Genomic DNA, 21,407 nt, shown 5'->3' on the forward strand with positions numbered 1-21,407 from the left:
AGAAAATTCAGAATGATAAAATAATATATAAATCGTTGTATGAAAATGGCAAGTTCATTGCTTATGAAATGTAAGGTAATAAAAGGCCTTTGTATTGTTAAGATTGGCGAAACACGTCATACTATGGTAATGTTTATAGGGATAAAGCAATATGCTTTTGGGTAGGACAACAAGAAATGATAAAAAGGGAATGTCTATTTGCGTGGGGAAGACTTCATTCTTATGAATGATTAGATTGATTACTCAAGTTTCAAAGGACAAGTTATCTCTCCAGCTATCTAACCATTTTTGAGGTGAGTCTAAGCGCATTAAAATGGACTATAGAGTGTGTATAGTTAAGGGTGAAAGGAGATTACCGATGAACGAGCAACAACGATTAGCAAGTCAACAAGCAAATTCCTCTATGAAAAAAGAAGAGAAAGATTATAGTAAATACTTTGAAAGTGTATATCAACCACCTTCCTTAAAGGATGCGAAAAAGCGTGGGAAAGAAGAAGTTAAAATTGAACGGGATTTTGGCTTACCTGAAGAGTTTCGCAATTTTGGTACAGGAAGAAAGTTCTATATTCGTACATATGGTTGTCAAATGAATGAGCATGATACGGAAGTAATGGCAGGTATTTTCACAGCACTTGGATATGAACCAACTTTTTCAACTGAGGATGCAGATGTAGTTTTATTAAACACTTGTGCAATTCGTGAAAATGCTGAAAATAAGGTGTTTGGTGAGCTAGGCCATTTAAAGTCACTCAAACGAAGAAATCCAGACCTTTTAATTGGTGTATGTGGTTGTATGTCTCAAGAGGAATCTGTTGTAAATAAAATTATGCAAAAAAATCAGCATGTAGATATGGTATTTGGAACGCATAATATTCATAGACTACCGTACATTCTAAAAGATGCGATGTTCTCGAAAGAGACGGTAGTTGAAGTATGGTCAAAAGAAGGTGACGTAATTGAAAACCTTCCGAAAGTACGTCGTGGTGATATTAAAGCTTGGGTAAATATTATGTATGGCTGTGATAAATTCTGTACGTATTGTATTGTACCGTATACACGCGGAAAAGAGCGAAGTAGACGTCCAGAAGATATTATCCAAGAGATTCGTCATTTAGCTGCAAATGGTTATAAAGAAATTACGTTACTTGGACAAAACGTAAATGCATATGGTAAAGACTTTGAAGATATAGAATACGGTCTTGGCGATTTAATGGACGAACTTCGTAAAGTTGATATTGCCCGTATTCGTTTTACAACGAGCCATCCACGTGATTTCGATGATCACTTAATTGAAGTGCTTGGAAAAGGTGGCAACCTAGTAGAACATATCCATTTACCAGTTCAATCTGGAAGTACAGATATGCTGAAAATTATGGCACGTAAATATTCGCGTGAGCATTATTTAGAACTTGTAAGAAAAATTAAAGAAGCAATTCCAGATGTAGTATTAACAACAGATATTATCGTTGGTTTTCCAAATGAAACAGATGAGCAATTTGAAGAAACGATGTCGTTATATCGTGAAGTAGGGTTTGATACTGCCTTTACATTCATTTATTCTCCTCGCGAAGGTACACCAGCTGCAAAAATGAAAGATAATGTACCGATGGAAGTAAAGAAAGAACGTCTTCAGCGTTTAAATACACTAGTAAATACGTTAGCAATTGAAAAGAATAGTCGTTACAAAGGTCAAATTGTAGAAGTGTTAGTTGATGGGGAAAGTAAAAATAATCCGGAAGTACTTGCAGGTTATACTCGTACGAATAAACTTGTAAACTTCGTCGCTTCAAAATCTTTAATTGGTCAGCTTGTGAAAGTGAAAATAACGGAAGCAAAAACTTGGTCTCTTAACGGGGAATTAGTTGAAGAGCCGATTGAGGTGAAATAATAGATGAAAGTATATTCGAAAGATGACATTGTTGAACAAGCGAAAGAATTAGCAAAAATGATTTCTGAAACAGAAGAAGTTGATTTTTTTAAGAAAGCAGAGGCGCAAATTCATAAAAATGAAAATGTAAAGCGCGCAATCGATGAAATTAAAGCACTGCAAAAACAAGCAGTAAACTTGCAACATTACGGGAAATGGGAAGCTTTAAAAAAGGTAGAAGCTGAAATTGATGCATTGCAAGATAAGTTAGACAGTATTCCAGTCGTACAACAATTTAAATCTTCACAAACATACGTAAATGACTTATTACAGTTAGTTGCTAGTACAATTTCTAACAACGTAACAGATGAAATATTAATTTCAACTGGTGGCGATGTACTAAAGGGTGAAACTGGCGCAGCGGTAGAAAGTAAAAAAGGAAATTGTGGTTGTTAAAGAGATGTCATATTGACATCTCTTTTTTTTTGTGGATTAAACGTAAGTTCTTCTCAAAAAAAGAATGACACATTCCGCTATTGTCACGCATATGATTAAGTGAATAGTGATTGAGGAGGGTTACGAATGTCCGAATTTAGAGAGATTATTACAAAAGCAGTGGTTGGAAAAGGACGTAAGTATACAAAGTCAACGCATACATGTGAATCGAATAATGAGCCAACAAGTATTTTAGGGTGCTGGGTAATTAACCACTCGTACGAAGCAAGAAAGAATGGAAAACATGTGGAAATTGAAGGTTTCTATGATGTGAACACTTGGTATTCATTTGATGGAAATACAAAGACTGAAGTTGTAACAGAACGTGTGAACTATACGGACGAAGTAAGTATTGGTTATCGTGATAAAAACTTTTCTGGTGACGATTTAGAAATTATTGCTCGTGTTATTCAGCCGCCAAATTGTTTAGAAGCACTTGTATCACCAAATGGTAATAAAATTGTTGTAACTGTAGAACGTGAATTTGTAACAGAAGTAGTTGGAGAAACGAAAATTTGTGTAAGTGTAAATCCTGAAGGCTGCGTAGAATCAGATGATGATTTCCAAATTGCTGATGATGAATTTGAAGAATTAGATCCGAACTTTATCGTTGATGCAGAAGAAGAGTAATAGAAAGCTAGGGAGAAGTTCTTCCTAGCTTTTTACTTTACATAAGTGGCGCTGAATGAACATGATTCTTTATGAAATATGTTATAATGAAGAAAGACTCCTGAAATAGGAGATAAGAGTGTCCGTGAAATGCGACATATATGAAAATAGATTATCATGTAAGAATTATGGAGGAAAAGTATGACTCAATATACGCCTATGATACAGCAATATTTAAAGGTTAAGGCAGATTATCAAGATGCCTTTTTATTTTTTCGCTTAGGCGATTTTTATGAAATGTTCTTTGAGGATGCTGTAAAAGCAGCTCATGAACTTGAAATTACATTAACGAGCCGAGATGGCGGTAGTAGTGAACGTATACCAATGTGCGGTGTACCGTATCATGCGGCTAAAAACTATATTGAACAACTTGTTGAAAAAGGATATAAAGTAGCTGTTTGTGAGCAAGTAGAAGATCCGAAAACAGCTAAAGGTGTAGTACGTCGTGAAGTAGTACAATTAATTACGCCAGGAACGATGATGGAAGGGCGTACAATTGATGAGAAAGAAAATAACTTCTTAGCCGCATTAACACATTTTGAAGATGGATCGTATGCATTAGCTTGTAACGACTTAACGACTGGACAAAATACAGTAACGTTATTGACTGGTTCAGTAGAAGATATTTTATTAGAAGTGTATGCAACTGGTTCGAAAGAAATTGTTGTTGATTCTTCATTTTCTAAAGATGAACTAAACAAGTTAACTGAAACATTGAAAATGACGATTTCGTATGAAGATGCAACGGCAATTCCGGAAGGATTAGAACATCTTGTGAAAAATGTTTCACAAGCAAAATTAATTAAAGCAGTTGGACGCTTATTTAACTATGTAATAAGAACACAAAAACGTTCTTTAGATCATTTGCAACCAGTAGAAATTTATTATACGAATCAATTTATGAAAATTGATGTACATTCAAAGCGGAATTTAGAACTGACAGAAACACTTCGAACGAAAGAGAAAACAGGATCACTATTATGGTTATTGGATAAGACGAAAACAGCTATGGGTGGTCGTATGTTAAAACAGTGGATGGAACGTCCACTTATACAGAAAGAAAGAATTGAAGAGCGTTTAGAAATGGTTGAAACGTTTGTAAATGATTACTTCTTACGTGAAGATTTAAAAGAAAAGTTAAAAGAAGTATATGATTTAGAACGCTTAGCAGGAAAAGTTGCATTTGGTAACGTAAATGCAAGAGACTTATTACAATTAAGACGTTCATTGCTGCAAGTACCAGCTATTTTAGAAGCAATTAGTTTGTTAGATAACGCTTATGCATCGAGATTAATTCAAGGTGCAGATCCATGTGAAAGCTTAACAGAATTACTAGGAAGAAGTATTCAAGAAAACCCACCGCTTTCGATTAAAGATGGAGATATTATTAAAGATGGTTATAATGACAAGCTTGATCAATATCGTTACGTTAGTAAAAACGGGAAAACGTGGATTGCTGAGCTTGAAAAAAGAGAACGTGATATTACCGGAATTAAATCATTAAAAATCGGATACAACCGTATTTTCGGTTACTACATTGAAGTAACGAAAGCGAATCTTGCAGCACTTCCAGAAGGTCGCTATGAGCGTAAACAGACGCTTGCTAATGCTGAACGTTTCATTACAGATGAACTGAAAGAAAAAGAAACGTTAATCTTAGAAGCTGAAGAAAAAATTGTACAGCTAGAATACGATTTATTTACAGCACTTCGTGAAGAAGTAAAAGTATTTATTCCGAAATTACAACATTTAGCGAAAGTAATTAGTGAATTAGACGTACTGCAAAGTTTTGCGACAGTTAGTGAAGAAGAACAGTTTGTAAAACCTGTACTGACAACGAAGCGCGAAATCTTTATTAAAGATGGTCGTCATCCTGTTGTTGAAAAAGTATTGAACGGGAAATTGTATGTACCGAATGATTGTATTATGCCAGAGAATATGGATGTCTTTTTAATTACAGGTCCGAACATGTCTGGTAAAAGTACGTATATGAGACAATTAGCACTTGTAACGGTTATGTCGCAAATCGGTTGTTTCGTACCAGCAACAGAAGCAGTATTACCTGTATTTGACCAAATCTTTACGAGAATTGGTGCAGCGGATGATTTAATTTCAGGTCAAAGTACATTTATGGTCGAAATGTTAGAAGCGAAAAATGCAATTGCAAACGCATCAGAAAGAAGTTTAATTTTATTCGATGAAATTGGACGCGGTACATCTACGTATGATGGTATGGCACTTGCACAAGCGATTATTGAACATATTCATGACCAAATTGGTGCAAAAACGTTATTCTCTACGCATTATCACGAATTGACGGTGTTAGAAGAGAGTTTAGATCAACTGAAAAATGTACACGTTTCAGCAATTGAAGAGAATGGAAAAGTAGTATTCCTTCATAAAATTCAAGATGGAGCAGCTGATAAAAGTTACGGAATTCACGTTGCGCAACTTGCGGAGCTTCCAGATAGCCTAATCGCTCGTGCGAAAGAAGTGTTAGCACAGCTAGAAGGACAGGAAGAAATTATTATTCCAAAACGAGTAGAAGTAAAAGTACAAGAAGCTGCTCCAGAACCTGTAGTTGTAAAAGAGGAAATAGCAGAAATACAGGAAACGAAAGTAGAGACTGAAGAAGAATCGCAACTATCTTTCTTTGGAGGAGAACAGTCTTCGAAGAAACAAGAAAAGCCTCTGCTAGATCAAAAAGAAACAGCAGTACTGGCGCAAATTAAAAAAATCGATTTACTTGATATGACACCTTTAGAAGCGATGAACGAATTGTATCGCTTACAGAAAAAGTTAAAGAAAGGATGAGTAAGTAGATGGGGAAAATTCGCAAACTCGATGACCAACTCTCTAACTTAATTGCGGCAGGGGAAGTAGTAGAGCGCCCTGCTTCAGTCGTAAAAGAACTTGTGGAAAATTCTATCGATGCGAATAGTACATCTATTGAAATCCACTTAGAAGAAGCTGGGTTATCGAAAATTCGTATCATTGATAACGGTGATGGTATTGCAGAAGAAGACTGTATCGTCGCTTTTGAACGCCATGCAACGAGTAAAATTAAAGATGAAAACGATCTGTTCCGCATAAGAACACTCGGTTTCCGCGGTGAGGCATTGCCAAGTATTGCCTCAGTTAGTGAATTAGAATTAATTACTAGCACAGGTGATGCGCCTGGTACACACCTTATTATTAAAGGTGGAGACATTATAAAGCAAGAGAAGACTGCGAGCCGAAAAGGAACAGATATTACAGTACAAAACTTATTCTTTAATACACCAGCGCGTCTTAAATATATGAAAACCATTCATACAGAGCTCGGAAATATTACAGATATCGTGTATCGTATTGCAATGTCACATCCAGAGGTATCGTTAAAACTGTTTCATAATGAAAAGAAATTGCTTCATACGTCAGGTAACGGTGATGTAAGACAAGTACTTGCATCGATTTACAGTATTCAAGTTGCGAAGAAGCTTGTTCCAATTGAAGCCGAATCTTTAGACTTTACAATTAAAGGCTATGTAACATTACCAGAAGTAACGAGAGCATCTCGTAATTATATGTCAACGATTGTAAATGGTCGTTACGTTCGAAACTTTGTATTAATGAAAGCAATTCAGCAAGGATACCATACATTACTGCCAGTTGGCCGGTATCCAATTGGTTTCTTATCGATTGAAATGGATCCAATGCTAGTTGACGTTAACGTACATCCAGCGAAGTTAGAAGTTCGTTTTAGTAAAGAACAAGAATTGCTAAAGCTGATCGAAGAAACATTGCAAGCTGCATTTAAAAAAATACAGCTTATTCCAGATGCAGGTGTAACAACGAAGAAAAAAGAAAAAGACGAAAGTGTGCAAGAACAGTTCCAGTTTGAGCATGCGAAGCCGAAAGAACCATCTATGCCGGACATCATTTTACCGACTGGCATGGATGCAAAACAAGAAGAACCGCAGACTGTGAAACAGCCAGCGCAGCTTTGGCAACCACCGAAGCAAGAATGGCAACCACCACAGTCGCTCGTGAGAGAAGAACAAAGTTGGCAACCATCCACTAAACCGATAATCGAAGAACCAATTCAAGAAGAGAAATCGTGGGACAGTAATGAAGAGGACTTTGAACTAGAGGAATTAGAAGAAGAAGTTCGGGAAATAAAAGAGATTGAAATGAACGGGAATGACTTACCACCGCTTTATCCAATTGGACAAATGCATGGAACATATATTTTCGCTCAAAATGATAAAGGCTTATATATGATTGACCAGCATGCTGCGCAGGAACGTATTAATTATGAATACTTCCGTGATAAAGTAGGAAGGGTAGCGCAAGAAGTACAAGAGTTACTTGTACCGTACCGTATTGATCTATCTCTTACTGAATTTTTACGTGTCGAAGAACAGTTAGAAGAACTAAAAAAAGTCGGGCTATTTTTAGAACAATTCGGCCATCAATCCTTTATCGTCCGCTCGCATCCAACGTGGTTCCCGAAAGGACAAGAAACAGAAATTATCGATGAAATGATGGAGCAAGTTGTTAAACTAAAAAAAGTTGATATTAAGAAGTTACGTGAAGAAGCAGCTATCATGATGAGCTGTAAAGCATCCATTAAAGCAAATCAATATTTAACGAACGATCAAATATTTGCTTTACTGGAAGAACTTCGTACAACAACAAACCCATACACATGCCCACACGGAAGACCGATTCTTGTGCATCATTCTACTTATGAGTTGGAGAAGATGTTTAAGAGGGTTATGTAGAGTGAATAGATTACATTTCAAAAGGGAGCAACATTTACTGTTGCTCCCTTTTAATATGTAGATTTAATAGTTAAACGAGAATATGCTGAAGTAATTTCACAGTTTATTTCTTGGTTGCATTAGCTTAAATTTATCTATGTATAAAAAAGCGCTGTATACAGCACTTTTTAAAAGGTGCATGAATTGTATAATAAAGATTTCTACATTACTAACCAAATAATTATGGATGGTTAAATGTTGCTTCTTATTTGGCTAATTGTTATAAGGATCTATACAATTACTTATTTTGATTATTATTGATTTTTTCAGTGTATAGAACTTGCTCTTTATAGTGCTTCTTAATTGGGAAGTTATGTGTATCTGTACCGTTCTTGAATTTTTTGTCAATGGGGTTCTTTAGAGGAACTGTTGTAGTTTCAGTAAATTCATATGGGTAATTTATTTTAGATTTATCTTCAAACATGAAAATGCCTCCTTTTAGGATCTCCTAAATTCTTTACTATAACATGATATGCATATAGATATTTTTTGGACTAGTTATTTATATAGGTTAATGGAATTTAATTACATAACTACTGAAACATTTTAAAGGAAAACAATTTAAGAAAGAAATGGTATGAATAGCTGTTGGCTCCTATTGTTGTTTTTTTGTTTGATAGTACAGTGAATTATGCATATAAATTCAATATAGATTGTTTTTATAATATGGTTTATATGGGGTTTTCTTGATAATATAATGTGGAATATTATAGTGTTATTAGGTTATTAGGAACATTTAATGCTGTTTCATAACTGAAAGGGAATTGAAAAAAAACTGAAACTTTTCTCATAAAAATTCAATCTAACTTGAAAAATGAAAGGAAAATGAAATTTTCCAAAAGATATTCTTTGTTAAGATAAAAAGCATACATACAAAAAGCATTGACATATCTTAAAAATTTATTTTCAAGATATAGTGGGGGAAAAGATGAGATTAGAAAAACAATTAATAAAAAAGATGTATTATGAAACGTTCCTAATGGAGAATGAAACAAAACCAACTCTTGACGTACTTGGACAAGCTTATGTAAACGAAGAAAAAAATGAGATTTCTGATGGGTCTTATATTCGTTTTGCGCAAGGTGAATTTTATTATCGTCATCAAGATTTTGAAGCAGCTATTTTTAAATGGGAGAAGGTTAGTAATGAATTAGCACCATGGGCACAAAAAAATATTGCGGATGCTTATTTCGAACTTAATCAATTACCAGATGCTGAAAATATTTATACTTCCATTACTACTGATAATAAAATATTGATGACCGAAATTAGACTACAATTACTTTCTCTTTACATTGAGCAAAATAATTTTGACTCAGCTTTCGGTGTTATTAAAGAAGCAGTTTCTTTAAATCCTGATTATCCGAATGTCACAAAAATTGCCCGTTCCTTTTATGAGGAACAGCAAGATTTTGATAGTGCAGTAGAGCTTGCTGTGAATGAGTTAATTCGAATAGAATCGTATCCTTGGTTTGAGGTGTTAAAAGGATATATCGATAAAGGGTTTACTAAACATATTTCACCAGACTATTTTTATGATGCATTAGCTACATTAAATAATGTAGATCAAGTACAATTTACACAAATGGTTTCATCACTTTGGAACAGTTATAAAGATGAACCAAATTATTTATTATGGCTTAATACAATAAATGAATTTTTCTTACATATTGAAATACATTCGTCCGATATATGGAACAAAGTTTCTGCTCTTTACGAAGAAACGTACTTTGCATTAATTCAAGGTCAATATACGCTTAGACAATTAGACGATATCATACCAAATCTGTTAGCAAACTGGTTAAAGGTAGTCAATCCATCTTATGCTGTATTTCCATCTGCAGCTGTATTGGCATGGGATGAGATTTTCCCTTCCAAAATAGATTCAGCAAATATAGAACATGCGGAAAACTTACTGTCACATTCTATTAATCATGTAAATGGCTTAGAGTACAGCTTACACCTTTTTGAATCTATTACACAGTGGGCACAAAAGCAGAATATAGAAATAGGTCACCGATTTAAGTGGTTAGTTGACGAGCTCGCAGATTTAAGAACAAATCGTATTTTAGTAACGGGAACTTCAGGAAACGGAAAAACTACATTTATTAACTCTATATTAGGAGAAAATATATTAGAAAAATCAATTTCAAATGTAGTAGTTTTAAAAAATGATGCTCATATAGAAATAAACGCTATAACAGACTCAGCAATTACAACAACGGAAGATATCACTGATTACCATAATATGATGTCTCAGCACCATCAAACATATAGAGATAGAGCGTGTGTTGAATTTAAATTACCATGCAGATTTTTAAATGAAAATAAACTTACATTTGTAGTGACACCTGGCTTTAATAGAAATAACGACACTAGAGATGAGATATTCGAATATTTAAATTCTGTAGACGAATTACTATTCGTATTGAATGCGGATTCACCTTTTACTGATAAAGAACGTGATATTCTATTAAGTATTCAAGAACATACGCCAAATTTACAAATTCATTTCTTATTAAATAAAATCGATAACATTTACAGTGAAGCAGAAGTGAAAAGGGTATTACATGATACGGCAACGAGAATAAATACATATTTCCCGTATGCGAGAATTTTCCCTTATTCCTCGTTATATACAAGTAGTCAACAATTAAATGGTCTAATCGAGTTTATTCATTTTAACTTTAATCATAAAAATATCGATGCAGAACGTACTGAAAAGTTATTATTTTTCATTCGAAAAACAATTACATATCTTTTGGATAAACGTGTTGAGAAAGAAAATAATCTGGTGGATGCTATTAATTGGAATGAAGATATGCTAGTGAAACTAAACGGTAGCATTAATAACCTTACTGCATTTGAGAGGGAAAAAATTCATTTCATTACACAATCATATCGTTCAATGAAGACTGAAATTACAAATGATCTTACCGAAAATATTCCGAAGATATTAAAGAGCTCTTCTAATTTAATTAGTGAAGAAAGTGATTTCGGGCACATGGATACGGAACTAAATAAAGCAATGAATGAAAGAGTGCATAAATATTTAGAACAAACTGTATTACCTAATCTTGCTCTTTCTATGCAAAATTGGATTGCAACTTCTAATAATGAGCTTCTTCAAAGTCAAACGTATTTAGAAGAACTTAGTGAAGGGCTTAATTCACTATTTGGAGAAAATAGAATACAGTTAGAATGTGACTTTAAAGTGCTTGATGACTGGCGCAGAGATACTGACAGGATGACGACTAAAATACAAATGGATGAAGTAAATATTTTACGTCGATTTACGCCAGCACAATTTTTACTGAAAAGTGCCGGTAAATTATTTGGAGTTCTTCCTAAAAATAAATCTATGCTATATAACAAATATAAACAGTATGTAGAAAATGAAGATTATACTGAAGTAACGGCTTCTATTATGAAGAAATTTTTCTTGCAATTTGAGCTGTTTGAAAACACACAAGAGCGAGATATTAATATATTCTTTAGGAATCCCTTTAACTCCTTAAAGCAGGCTGTAGAAAACACGCATTTAGAAATACAAGAAAAACAAGAGATGTTACATAAGATGAAATCAAATCCTGAAATCTATCATGATTCTATCATGCTCTTTGAATTGAGATTGCGTCAATGTGAAGTAATTTTAAATATAGGTGATGATAATACCTATACGGATGTAGCTTTAGAAACAAGCGTAGAATAAAAGTAAACACATCAGATTTTGTATATACACGATCTGATGTGTTATAAGAAAGTAAAAGGAGCAACTGTAATAAGTTGCTCCTTTTTCATATATAGATTATTTTTCTGTTTCTTTAATTTTAGTTTGTACTTCGCCAGTTTTAATTTTATTGCTTTCTGAGAAACGTAATAAATCGCCTTCAATAATTTTGTCAGACATTCGTAATTCATTTTGTGCACGTTTAATGAGGGCTTGAGCTTCTTTTTTTGGTAAATCTACAATTTCACCTGTTATACGGTCGTAGAAAGTGTTGTTTTTGTATGCATACTTATCTGTAACGAAGCTACCATCACGTAAAACAACAAAGCCAGTATATTCATCTGAAAACATATCATGGCCAAAACGGATATCATTCGTAGAATCAACACCTAATAAATTTAGAATAGTAGGTTTCATATCGATTTGTCCCGTAGGCTTTGAAATAGTTTGACCTTCTGTTTGTCCTGGAATATGAATATATAAAGGTGTACGTTGTAAATTTAAAGTATCAAATTCTGTTATTTGATCTTTTTCTAAAAACTGTGCCATTGCACGATTATGTTTTTCGGAAATGCCATAATGATCACCGTATAACACAATAATAGAATTATCGTAAAGCCCCTCGGCCTTTAGACGTTCAATAAATTTTTTAATGGATTCGTCTAAGTAACGTGCTGTTACGATGTAACGATCAAATACGCCATTACCAGAGGTGTATGGTTCAATGAATTTTGTATCTTCATCATACGTAAATGGATAATGGTTTGTTAAAGTAAGGAAACGAGCATAGAATGGTTGATTAACAGTTTTTAATATATCTACTGATTGATCAAAGTATTCGATATCTTTTAATCCCCAATTTAAATTTGTTTCTGGTGTGATTTTGTAATCAAGTTCATTATAGTAACGGTCATAACCAAGAGCGGAGTACATAATATTACGATTCCAAAATGTTGCGTTATTTGCATGAAATACAGAAGTGAAATAACCTTGTTGACGTAAAATTTCTGGAGTTGCAGTATAATCATTGTTACCGTGTGTGAAGAATACAGCTCCTCGATTTAATGGATACAACGACGTATCGATTAGAAATTCTGAATCGGATGTTTTCCCTTGACCAGTTTGATGGAAAAAGTTATCAAAGTAATAACTTTCATTTATGAATTCATTTAGGAATGGTGTAACTTCTTGCCCGTTCACTGATGCGCCTATTAAGAAGGTTTGCAAGGATTCAAGAGTGACGACAATTACGTTTTTTCCTTTCGCTGCACCAAACATATTAGGGTTTGGCTCGCTTTGATTTGCTTTTACGTAGTTTTCAGTTTCTTGTAATTTACTACTATCAGCAAGTGCTTTTTGTGACCCAGCTTTTACTTGCAGTGTTAAGTCATATACTTGGTGAGTATATAAGCCTAAATTTTTGACAAGCATGACTCGGTCGAATGATCTTGTTAATAATTCAGGGCGCTCTTTTTCTGCAAGATGTAGATTCGCAAAGAATACACCAATCGTTAAAAGAAAGTATAAAAAGCGCGTAGAATGAGTTACACGTTCTGTTTTAAAGACCAATGATTTCTTTTTTAATAAAATAAAGAAGAAAACAATGTCTACGAATGCGAGTATAATTTTGTAGTTTAATATTTCTATAATACTGCCGCCTAATTGGCCAAAGTTTGAGGTTTGTCCAAGTACTGGTAATGTAACGAAATCACTATAAAAATCATAGAACATTACATTTCCAACAAGTACGATTGTTAATAAGAAATTAATACAGAGCGCTATATAATTTCGCTTTTTACCAGTTGCAAATAATGCTAATCCAACAAACGCTAATGATGCGGCTAGAGGGCTAATAAATAAAATAAGCTCTTGCGTTGAAGACTCAATTTTTAAATCAAAACTGAATCGCGTAATAAGATATGTTTTTAACCATACTGCTAAAGCCATTATTATAACAAAACTTATATTTTGCATCTGTAAATTTATTTTGTTCTTCATTTTTACACCTTCTTTATATAATTTATTTAACTAAAGTTATATATTATGTTTTTATAACTATTAGAATGGAATGAACCATGTAGACTTTGTTTTCTAAAGGGAATAATTTGAAGTATTCATATACATACAATGGGGATTTTTAAAGCGTAGTAGCATAAATATAACTCTTTTTGAGAAACGGGCAGAAAAAGTCATAGTTGTAGTGAAATTGACTTATAGACATCCTACCATATTAAACACTATGATGATGTTACAAAATATCGAACAAATAAAAGTGAAAATGGATAGAGACTTTTAAAACTGTTGACATTCAATTTATTAGAATTGAATGCCAATCGTTTTAAATATACAGTTATATTACATATGTATTTTGTAAAATCCTGATTTTTTGTCGGTTAATCATTAGCCGGGAAGGATAGGGGGCTTATTAATATACTTTTACTATATATGAGTAAAGTGTTTTGAAATTAAAAATATTTGACTGACATTTTAATGATAGAAATTAAATGTCAGATAAGTACTTTCCAACATACAGACCACTTGCAGCTGCTTGAGATAATGAATGCGTAACGCCTGAACAATCTCCAATTAAAAATAGCCCATGCACACTTGTTTCAAAATAGTTATTGAGTTTTATCGTAGGAGCATAGAACTTTCCGTCAATTCCATATAACAAAGTATCTTTATCAATCGGTTCTTGTATAAATTGTTCTAAGCGTAATAAAAACTCTTTGAGCCCTTCAATATATAATTGAGGGATTTCTTGATTCAAATCTCCATAATCCCCCTGTAGTGTAGGGTGTATACGATTATGCTCCATGCTGTTTTCCGCCGTAGGTTGTTTCTTTAGTAAGTCCTCTAAGCGCTGTATAACAATCCGATCTCGTCCTTGGTTAATGTCTTTAATAATTGAACTTGCGTATACATTTGCTTCTTTGAGAGTTGGAAAATAGCGAGGAATAAATAAAGTGAAATTTAAATTAGAAGTGCCAGTTCCTTGCTCTCGAAAATTTTGACCGTCAGGCATAACTAAACCTTCTTCGTACTTTCGAATGATGCGGCCTTGTGGATTCATACAGTAAGTAGTTGCTGTGAAATGCTCACCTTGATAAGAAAGTTTTGTTTCAAAAGTATCTTTTAATATAGAACGTAATTGATGTTCTTTCATTTCTACTCTAATTCCTAAATCTAAACGTGTTTGCTCCTGAGAAATATTTAGGGAACTGCATATTTCTTTTAACCAATCGGCCCCAGAGCGCCCAGTTGCAAATACAAGTTGCTTAGTTTGAACTGTTCCTTGATTTGTCTCTATTGTAAAATGATCTTCCTGTTTCAGAATATGTTGTACATCTATATGAAATTGGATCTTTATTTTCGTCAGTAAAAATTCATAGAGCTGCTGAAAAATGTTACTGGAAAGTGTAGTACCAAGATGTCTTACTTCTGTTGTTAGCATTTGTAAACCACACGCTTCAGCTCTCTTAGTGAGACTTGAATTTTCAGTAGAATATTTTGAAACCGAACTTCCACCAAACTGACATAGAATTTCATCTACTTCAGCCATGAGTTGTATAAAACCCTCTTTACCGACTTTTTTCTCAAGTTCTCCGCCAAATCCGTTTGTATAATTAAATTTCCCTTCAGATTTTCCTAAACCACCAAACCCGAAATATTTATCACATGTAGTACAATTACACACTTTTCCTTCGTCTAAAGGACAATGGCGATCTTCTAGCGCTTTACCTTTATCAAGAATTAAAACTTTTTTGTTACTTTTAGCTAGTGAATAAGCCATAAAAATGCTACTTACTCCAGCGCCGATAATCGTAACATCATACATATTCTTCCACCTGCTAACGAATAGTTTGTTTTTTATTTTTCTAGTGTATAACAATTTTATGAAGTTAAGAAATAGCTTTTATTAATAAAGTGGGAGTTTTTGAACTTGATGCTTTATTAATTTCTACGAGTGGTGGAGTAAATACAAAAATTTTTATTTGAAAGAAGAAACAGTTTAAAAAATAACTATGTCATATGATTAATAACATCTTACATAGAAAAAAACAGACCTTTTAAGTGAAGAGGTCTGTTAATGATTTTAAATCTTATTTAGCAAATACATGGTTACCAATTACTGCTACTGTTTGACGTGTCGTAATCCACTTGTCTGTTGATGTTTTTGGATTGTAGAAATAAAGCCAGTCAGAATGTACTCCATTTGTGGAGATAGCCTCTTCTACAGCCATTTTTGCTTCTGCGCTTGCAGGCTGATTAATTCTTCCATCTGTAACAGGAGTAAATGCATATCCGTATTTAATAGGTTCATAAATAACGCCTGTTATTGTATTTGGAAAACCTTTTGCATTTACACGATTTAGTATAACTTTCGCTACTGCTACTTTTCCTTTATAGGATTCGCCACCTGCTTCAGCGGTAACTAAGCGTGCCATTAAGTCTTTTTCTTTTTGTGAAATGCTTGAGTTGATTTTTAAATGTTGTCCTGTATAAAGCTTGTTTCCGACTGTATTGTTCATTTGTTTTATAGATTGGACAGTGACATTGTAACGCCTTGCTATCGTTTCTAATGAATCTCCCGGTTGTACTTGATAAATAATTTGTCCAGAAATGTTGGCTGGCTTGGCGTTTTGAGGAACAGTGATTTCATTTGATTTCACGGACCCTGGAATATGTAACTGTTCGCCAATAAAGGTTTGATCGTTTCCTTTATTATTAGCCTGTTTAATGGATTGTATTGAAACTCCGTATTGTTTACTAATGCCCCAAAGTGTATCGTTCTTTTTTACTGTATGAATGGTAGAAGCTTCAGCTGTGCTTTGACTACATACGAATGTAATTGCAGCTGCAGATAAAGGGATTATATGTTTTAGTTTTAGTAATTTCATTGTAAATCCTCCTAAGAAAAAATTAAGGTGAAACTATTAAGTAATGTAGTTTGAAATGTATATATGCGTAATATATTAATGTAAGTATATTAGCACATATAAAATAAATAATCACTATAAGTTTCATCTTCGTGTAGTGTAGAGTCCGAATATGAAATATTGCATATGAAAATACATTGAAGTTCATATTTCTGATTACTATAATCTATTTAGTAGAAAGGGAATACGTTATAGAAATAAAATCATTATAGATTAATATAATGATTAATTATTAATTATTAATAGGAGGATTAATGCAATGAAAATATTTCAAAAAATGTGTGCGTCAACTGTAATCATTACAACACTTTTAGGAACAGGGGGTACTATCAATAGTGTACATGCTGATTCTATAGAACAGCAGATTAAATCAGGGATAGAACAAGAAACAGATAAGCAAATCATTGTAAAATTTAAAGCGGATTTGGATTTGCCATATGAAGATGGTATTGAAAAACAAATACAATCTCAAACGAATGATAAAGTAATAAAAGATTTTTTGAAAGAATATCCAGATGTAACATTTACTCGTTTATTCACATCTGTAAGCCCGGAACAAATACAAAACCTTGAAGTGAAAGCACCTAATCATGTATCTACAAGTTTATTAAACTACTATATTCTTCAAAATCAAAATAGTGGGTATGAAGAAGAAATAGTAGATAAGTTAAAGGCATCTTCTTTAATAGAAGATGCGTATATGAAGAAACAAGAGAAAATAATGCCACCTGAAGTGCAATCATCAAGTGTAGCTCTTAATCCTAGTAACAATCCTAGATTTAAAAAACAAGGTTATCTTGAAGCGGCCCCATACGGTATTAATGCGCCTTTCGCCTGGGGAATTCAAGGCGGTAATGGAAATGGTATCACTTTTGTTGATATGGAATACGGATGGTTATTAAATCATGAGGATTTATTACATCAAAAAATTGAGTTAATGTCTGGAAGAAATATAGATCAGCATGTCGGTCATGGGACGTCTGTACTAGGAATTGTATCCTCTGAGGACAATGAAGTTGGGAATATTGGGATTGCGCCAAAAGCGAAAGCAAAGGTTATCTCTCAAATAAGAGATAATGGACAGTATAATACGGCTGATGCAATATTAAGCGCTGTAAATCAGTTAGAAGCTGGGGATGTTTTATTGTTAGAGGCGCAAGCATCTTTCGATGGATATGGTGATAAATATTTACCTGTTGAAGTACAACCAGATATCTTTGATGCAATTCGTGCTGGTACAGATAAAGGGATTGTAATTATAGAGGCCGGAGCAAATGGGTGGAATGATTTAGATGAGTTCAAAGATAGAAAGGGTAAGCAAGTCTTAAATCGTAATAGTAAAGATTTTAAAGATTCGGGTGCAATTATGGTAGGAGCTGGCTCTTCATCTTTCCCTCATGAACGTATGTGGTTTTCGAATTATGGAAGCCGTATTGATGTGTACGGATGGGGAGAAAATGTAGATACAACTACAGCTGAACAAAGTAGAAGTGCTGTAAACCTTTATACTTCAAGCTTTAGCGGAACATCTAGTGCTTCGCCAATTATTGCTGGGGCAGCGACTTTAGTACAAAGCATTGCTAAAGAAAATTTAGGACAACCATATAGACCTAGTGAACTAAGAGCAATATTAAGCAACCAGAGTACAGGAACAAAATCTAAAGATCCATATGCAGATAAAATTGGTGTTTTACCAGATTTGAAGTCTATACTAGTAAACTTAGGCTATGAACAAAGAAAACCAAACGTTGGGAATGAATTACAAGTAACAGAAAATGAACCAAATAATGAGCCGAGACAGGCAAATAAAGTTAACTTTCATACACCGGTGAAAGGAACGCTACATAATAGTGATAGAGTAGATGTATTTACTTTCCAAATTGATTCGCCGGAAAATATTAATATTTCTTTACTAAATGAACAAAATATCGGAATGACATGGGTACTTCATCATGAATCAGATTTAAATAACTATGTAGCATATGGTGAAAATGAAGGCAATGTAGTTAAAGGAACTTATAATGCAAAGCCAGGTAAATATTATTTATACGTCTATAAATATGAGAATAAAGATGGTTCATACGTATTGAACATAAAATAAGTAAAAGGAACTTCAGATGAAGTTCCTTTAAATTTTTCTAATTTAGTATATGTGAATGATTTTTTAACTTTACTTCTATGCAATATTTCATATTGATGAAATGTTATTTATTTTTTCTGAACTAGCTTATATTATATTCAATAAGTTTGATGTAAAAACAGAAAAAGAGAGGGATAATAATGAGCAATAAGAAGTTAATTTTGAAATTATTCATATGTAGTACAATATTTATCACATTTGTATTTGCTTTACATGATAAGAGAGTAGTTGCAGCTAGCTCTGTTAATGAGCTTGAAAATTTATCAAAATGGATGCAACCTATACCTGATAGTATCCCGTTAGCACGAATTTCAATTCCAGGAACACACGATAGTGGGACGTTCAAGTTGCAAAATCCGATTAAGCAAGTATGGGGAATGACGCAAGAATATGATTTTCGCTATCAAATGGACCATGGAGCTCGCATTTTTGATATAAGAGGACGTTTAACAGATGATAATACGATAGTTCTTCATCATGGGCCATTATATCTTTATGTAACACTGCATGAATTCATAAACGAAGCGAAACAATTTTTAAGAGATAACCCGAGTGAAACGATTATTATGTCTTTAAAAAAAGAGTATGAGGATATGAAAGGGGCAGAAGGTCCATTTAGTAGTACGTTTGAAAAAAATTATTTTGTTGATCCTATCTTTTTAAAAACAGAAGGAAATATAAAACTTGGAGATGCTCGTGGGAAAATTGTACTACTAAAAAGATATAGTGGTAGTAATGAATCTGGAGGATATAATAATTTTTATTGGCCAGATAATGAGACGTTTACCACAACTGTAAATCAAAATGTAAATGTAACAGTACAAGATAAATATAAAGTGAGTTATGATGAGAAAGTAAAATCTATTAAAGATACGATGAATGAAACGATGAACAATAGTGAGGATTTAAATCATCTATATATAAATTTTACAAGCTTGTCTTCTGGTGGTACAGCATGGAATAGTCCATATTACTATGCCTCTTATATAAATCCTGAAATTGCAAACTATATAAAACAAAAGAATCCTTTGAGAGTGGGCTGGGTAATTCAAGACTATATAAATGAAAAGTGGTCACCATTATTGTATCAAGAAGTTATAAGAGCGAATAAGTCATTAATAAAAGAATAAAGATGATGAGAGTAAGAAGCGATAAAATATATCGCTTCTTTTTATTTTCCAATAACCAACAATATAAATTGTACTTTTATAATAGAAAAAAATAAAAACATAAGATATAATCATACATATAAAATTTGTACCAATAAATTATAAATGTATCATTAAATTTAATTTGTTGTAATGAAATGGAGGTATATACTATGAAGTTTCCACATGATTTTTTATTCGGAGCTGCTTCAGCTTCTTATCAAGTAGAAGGTGCATGGAATGAAGATGGAAAAGGTGTTACGAATTGGGACGAGTTTTCAAAAGTTCCTGGCAAAACATACAATGGAACAAATGGTGATGTAGCTGTTGATCATTATCATCGATATAAGGAAGATGTTCGCTTAATGGCTGAGATGGGATTAGAATCGTATCGTTTTTCTATTTCTTGGGCAAGAATATTGCCGACTGGAGATGGAGAGGTAAATGAAAAAGGGATTGAATTTTATAACAACTTAATTGATGAATGTTTAAAATACGGGATTGTACCGTTTGTCACTTTATATCATTGGGATTTACCATTACCGTTAGAAAAAGATGGTGGATGGACGAATAAAAGAACAGCAGAGGCTTTCGTAAAATATGCAGAAACTTGTTTTAAGGCATTTGGTGACAGAGTTAAGCATTGGATTACTTTTAATGAGACAGTAATGTTTTGTGGACTAGGTTATTTAAAAGGTGCACATCCACCAGGAATACAAAATGATGTTCCAAAGTATTTTCAAGCGACTCATTATGTATTTTATGCACATGCGAAAACAGTTGCGGTATATAAGCAGCTGAAACAATATGGTGAGATTGGGATTACACATGTTTTCTTACCTGCTTATAGTGTGGATAACCAAAAAGAAAATATACAAGCAGCAAATCATGCGAATGAATATGAAACGTATTGGTATTATGATCCAGTTTTAAAAGGTGAGTATCCGTCTTATGTTGTACAACAATTAAAGGAAAAAGGGTGGACTCCTAATTGGACGGTTGAAGAATTAGAAATTATTAAACAAAATGCAGAAGAAAATGATTTTATTGGTTTGAATTATTATCAACCAATACGAGTAGAAAGATACGATATGGATATAAAGAGTGAGGAACATTCTCGAGAAAACTCAACGCTTGCTCCAGGTAATCCTTCTTTTGATGGTTTTTATCGAACAGTTAAAATGGATGATAAAACATATACAAAATGGGGATGGGAAATATCTCCCGAAGGTTTCTTAGAGGGATTGCATATGTTGAAAGCGCGTTACGGTGACATAAAGATGTATGTAACGGAAAATGGACTTGGTGATGAAGATCCAATCATTGACGGAGAAATTGTAGATGTTCCGAGAATTAAATTTATTGAAGCGCATTTAAAAGTAATGAAGCGTGCAATTGAAGAGGGAATTAATTTAAAAGGTTATTATGCATGGTCAGTGATTGATCTTTTAAGTTGGTTAAATGGATATAAAAAGCAATATGGCTTTATTTTTGTCGATCATAATGATAACTTAAAACGTAAGAAGAAACTTTCGTTTCATTGGTATAAACATGTGATCGAAACGAGAGGGGAAGAGTTATAACAGATAAAAGAGTATTTTAGGAGAAAGTGT

Annotated in this window: 13 protein-coding genes; 9 read left to right on the plus strand and 4 right to left on the minus strand. The window is 33.3% G+C overall.

Annotated features, from left to right (window positions below; genetic code table 11):
* Window positions 1-358: 358 nt before the first annotated feature.
* The 5 genes from miaB (at window position 359) to mutL (ending at window position 7,797) form a co-directional block, all read left to right on the plus strand.
* The gene (gene miaB / locus EBQ15_RS20830) at window positions 359-1,888 is read left to right on the plus strand and encodes a tRNA (N6-isopentenyl adenosine(37)-C2)-methylthiotransferase MiaB (protein WP_001005375.1); all 1,530 of its coding nucleotides are present in this window, start codon (window positions 359-361) and stop codon (window positions 1,886-1,888) included.
* A gap of 3 nt (window positions 1,889-1,891) precedes the next feature.
* Window positions 1,892-2,323 carry a YlbF/YmcA family competence regulator gene (locus EBQ15_RS20835; protein ID WP_000870461.1) on the plus strand — a complete coding sequence of 144 codons (432 nt, stop codon included), beginning with the start codon at window positions 1,892-1,894 and terminating at the stop codon, window positions 2,321-2,323.
* Between the two features lie 126 nt (window positions 2,324-2,449).
* A complete protein-coding gene (cotE, locus tag EBQ15_RS20840) occupies window positions 2,450-2,992 on the plus strand; it encodes an outer spore coat protein CotE (RefSeq protein ID WP_001288799.1) in 543 nt (180 codons plus the stop codon).
* Between the two features lie 180 nt (window positions 2,993-3,172).
* A complete protein-coding gene (gene mutS / locus EBQ15_RS20845; protein WP_000196027.1) occupies window positions 3,173-5,845 on the plus strand; it encodes a DNA mismatch repair protein MutS in 2,673 nt (890 codons plus the stop codon).
* An 8-nt stretch (window positions 5,846-5,853) separates the two neighbouring features.
* A complete protein-coding gene (gene mutL / locus EBQ15_RS20850) occupies window positions 5,854-7,797 on the plus strand; it encodes a DNA mismatch repair endonuclease MutL (RefSeq protein WP_000516456.1) in 1,944 nt (647 codons plus the stop codon).
* Window positions 7,798-8,074: 277 nt separating this feature from the next.
* Here the strand turns inward: mutL and EBQ15_RS20855 are convergent, their stop codons facing one another.
* Entirely contained in the window at window positions 8,075-8,260 is a 186-nt protein-coding gene (locus EBQ15_RS20855; protein WP_000461136.1) for a hypothetical protein, read from the minus strand.
* Window positions 8,261-8,764: 504 nt separating this feature from the next.
* On the opposite strand from EBQ15_RS20855, the gene EBQ15_RS20860 reads away from it, so the two are divergent.
* Window positions 8,765-11,548, plus strand: a complete 2,784-nt coding sequence (locus EBQ15_RS20860) for a dynamin family protein (RefSeq protein ID WP_001235301.1) — start codon at window positions 8,765-8,767, stop codon at window positions 11,546-11,548.
* 96 nt (window positions 11,549-11,644) lie between these two features.
* Here the strand turns inward: EBQ15_RS20860 and EBQ15_RS20865 are convergent, their stop codons facing one another.
* The 3 genes from EBQ15_RS20865 to EBQ15_RS20880 all read right to left on the minus strand — a co-directional run bounded on the left by EBQ15_RS20865 (window position 11,645) and on the right by EBQ15_RS20880 (window position 16,467).
* Window positions 11,645-13,564, minus strand: a complete 1,920-nt coding sequence (locus EBQ15_RS20865; protein ID WP_000791037.1) for an LTA synthase family protein — start codon at window positions 13,562-13,564, stop codon at window positions 11,645-11,647.
* 502 nt (window positions 13,565-14,066) lie between these two features.
* A complete protein-coding gene (locus EBQ15_RS20875; RefSeq protein WP_000272400.1) occupies window positions 14,067-15,404 on the minus strand; it encodes an NAD(P)/FAD-dependent oxidoreductase in 1,338 nt (445 codons plus the stop codon).
* Between the two features lie 265 nt (window positions 15,405-15,669).
* Window positions 15,670-16,467, minus strand: a complete 798-nt coding sequence (locus tag EBQ15_RS20880; RefSeq protein ID WP_000771175.1) for a cell wall hydrolase — start codon at window positions 16,465-16,467, stop codon at window positions 15,670-15,672.
* 298 nt (window positions 16,468-16,765) lie between these two features.
* On the opposite strand from EBQ15_RS20880, the gene EBQ15_RS20885 reads away from it, so the two are divergent.
* From EBQ15_RS20885 to EBQ15_RS20895, 3 genes are all read left to right on the plus strand, one after another.
* A complete protein-coding gene (locus EBQ15_RS20885; RefSeq protein ID WP_000689189.1) occupies window positions 16,766-18,607 on the plus strand; it encodes a S8 family peptidase in 1,842 nt (613 codons plus the stop codon).
* A gap of 179 nt (window positions 18,608-18,786) precedes the next feature.
* Entirely contained in the window at window positions 18,787-19,776 is a 990-nt protein-coding gene (plcA, locus tag EBQ15_RS20890) for a phosphatidylinositol diacylglycerol-lyase (RefSeq protein WP_000066294.1), read from the plus strand.
* 191 nt (window positions 19,777-19,967) lie between these two features.
* The gene (locus EBQ15_RS20895) at window positions 19,968-21,377 is read left to right on the plus strand and encodes a glycoside hydrolase family 1 protein (RefSeq protein WP_000671637.1); all 1,410 of its coding nucleotides are present in this window, start codon (window positions 19,968-19,970) and stop codon (window positions 21,375-21,377) included.
* Window positions 21,378-21,407 lie beyond the last annotated feature (30 nt).

It is taken from the genome of Bacillus sp. 2D03, assembly GCF_003946765.1.
GTDB lineage: Bacteria > Bacillota > Bacilli > Bacillales > Bacillaceae_G > Bacillus_A > Bacillus_A cereus.

Coding starts and splice junctions, on each gene's coding strand:
- mutL (WP_000516456.1), top strand. CDS start 5,854: ATGGGGAAAATTCGCAAACTCGATGACCAACTCTCTAACTTAATTGCG.
- cotE (WP_001288799.1), top strand. CDS start 2,450: ATGTCCGAATTTAGAGAGATTATTACAAAAGCAGTGGTTGGAAAAGGA.
- plcA (WP_000066294.1), top strand. CDS start 18,787: ATGAGCAATAAGAAGTTAATTTTGAAATTATTCATATGTAGTACAATA.
- EBQ15_RS20865 (WP_000791037.1), bottom strand. CDS start 13,564: ATGAAGAACAAAATAAATTTACAGATGCAAAATATAAGTTTTGTTATA.
- EBQ15_RS20860 (WP_001235301.1), top strand. CDS start 8,765: ATGAGATTAGAAAAACAATTAATAAAAAAGATGTATTATGAAACGTTC.
- EBQ15_RS20895 (WP_000671637.1), top strand. CDS start 19,968: ATGAAGTTTCCACATGATTTTTTATTCGGAGCTGCTTCAGCTTCTTAT.
- EBQ15_RS20885 (WP_000689189.1), top strand. CDS start 16,766: ATGAAAATATTTCAAAAAATGTGTGCGTCAACTGTAATCATTACAACA.
- mutS (WP_000196027.1), top strand. CDS start 3,173: ATGACTCAATATACGCCTATGATACAGCAATATTTAAAGGTTAAGGCA.
- EBQ15_RS20855 (WP_000461136.1), bottom strand. CDS start 8,260: ATGTTTGAAGATAAATCTAAAATAAATTACCCATATGAATTTACTGAA.
- EBQ15_RS20880 (WP_000771175.1), bottom strand. CDS start 16,467: ATGAAATTACTAAAACTAAAACATATAATCCCTTTATCTGCAGCTGCA.
- EBQ15_RS20835 (WP_000870461.1), top strand. CDS start 1,892: ATGAAAGTATATTCGAAAGATGACATTGTTGAACAAGCGAAAGAATTA.
- EBQ15_RS20875 (WP_000272400.1), bottom strand. CDS start 15,404: ATGTATGATGTTACGATTATCGGCGCTGGAGTAAGTAGCATTTTTATG.
- miaB (WP_001005375.1), top strand. CDS start 359: ATGAACGAGCAACAACGATTAGCAAGTCAACAAGCAAATTCCTCTATG.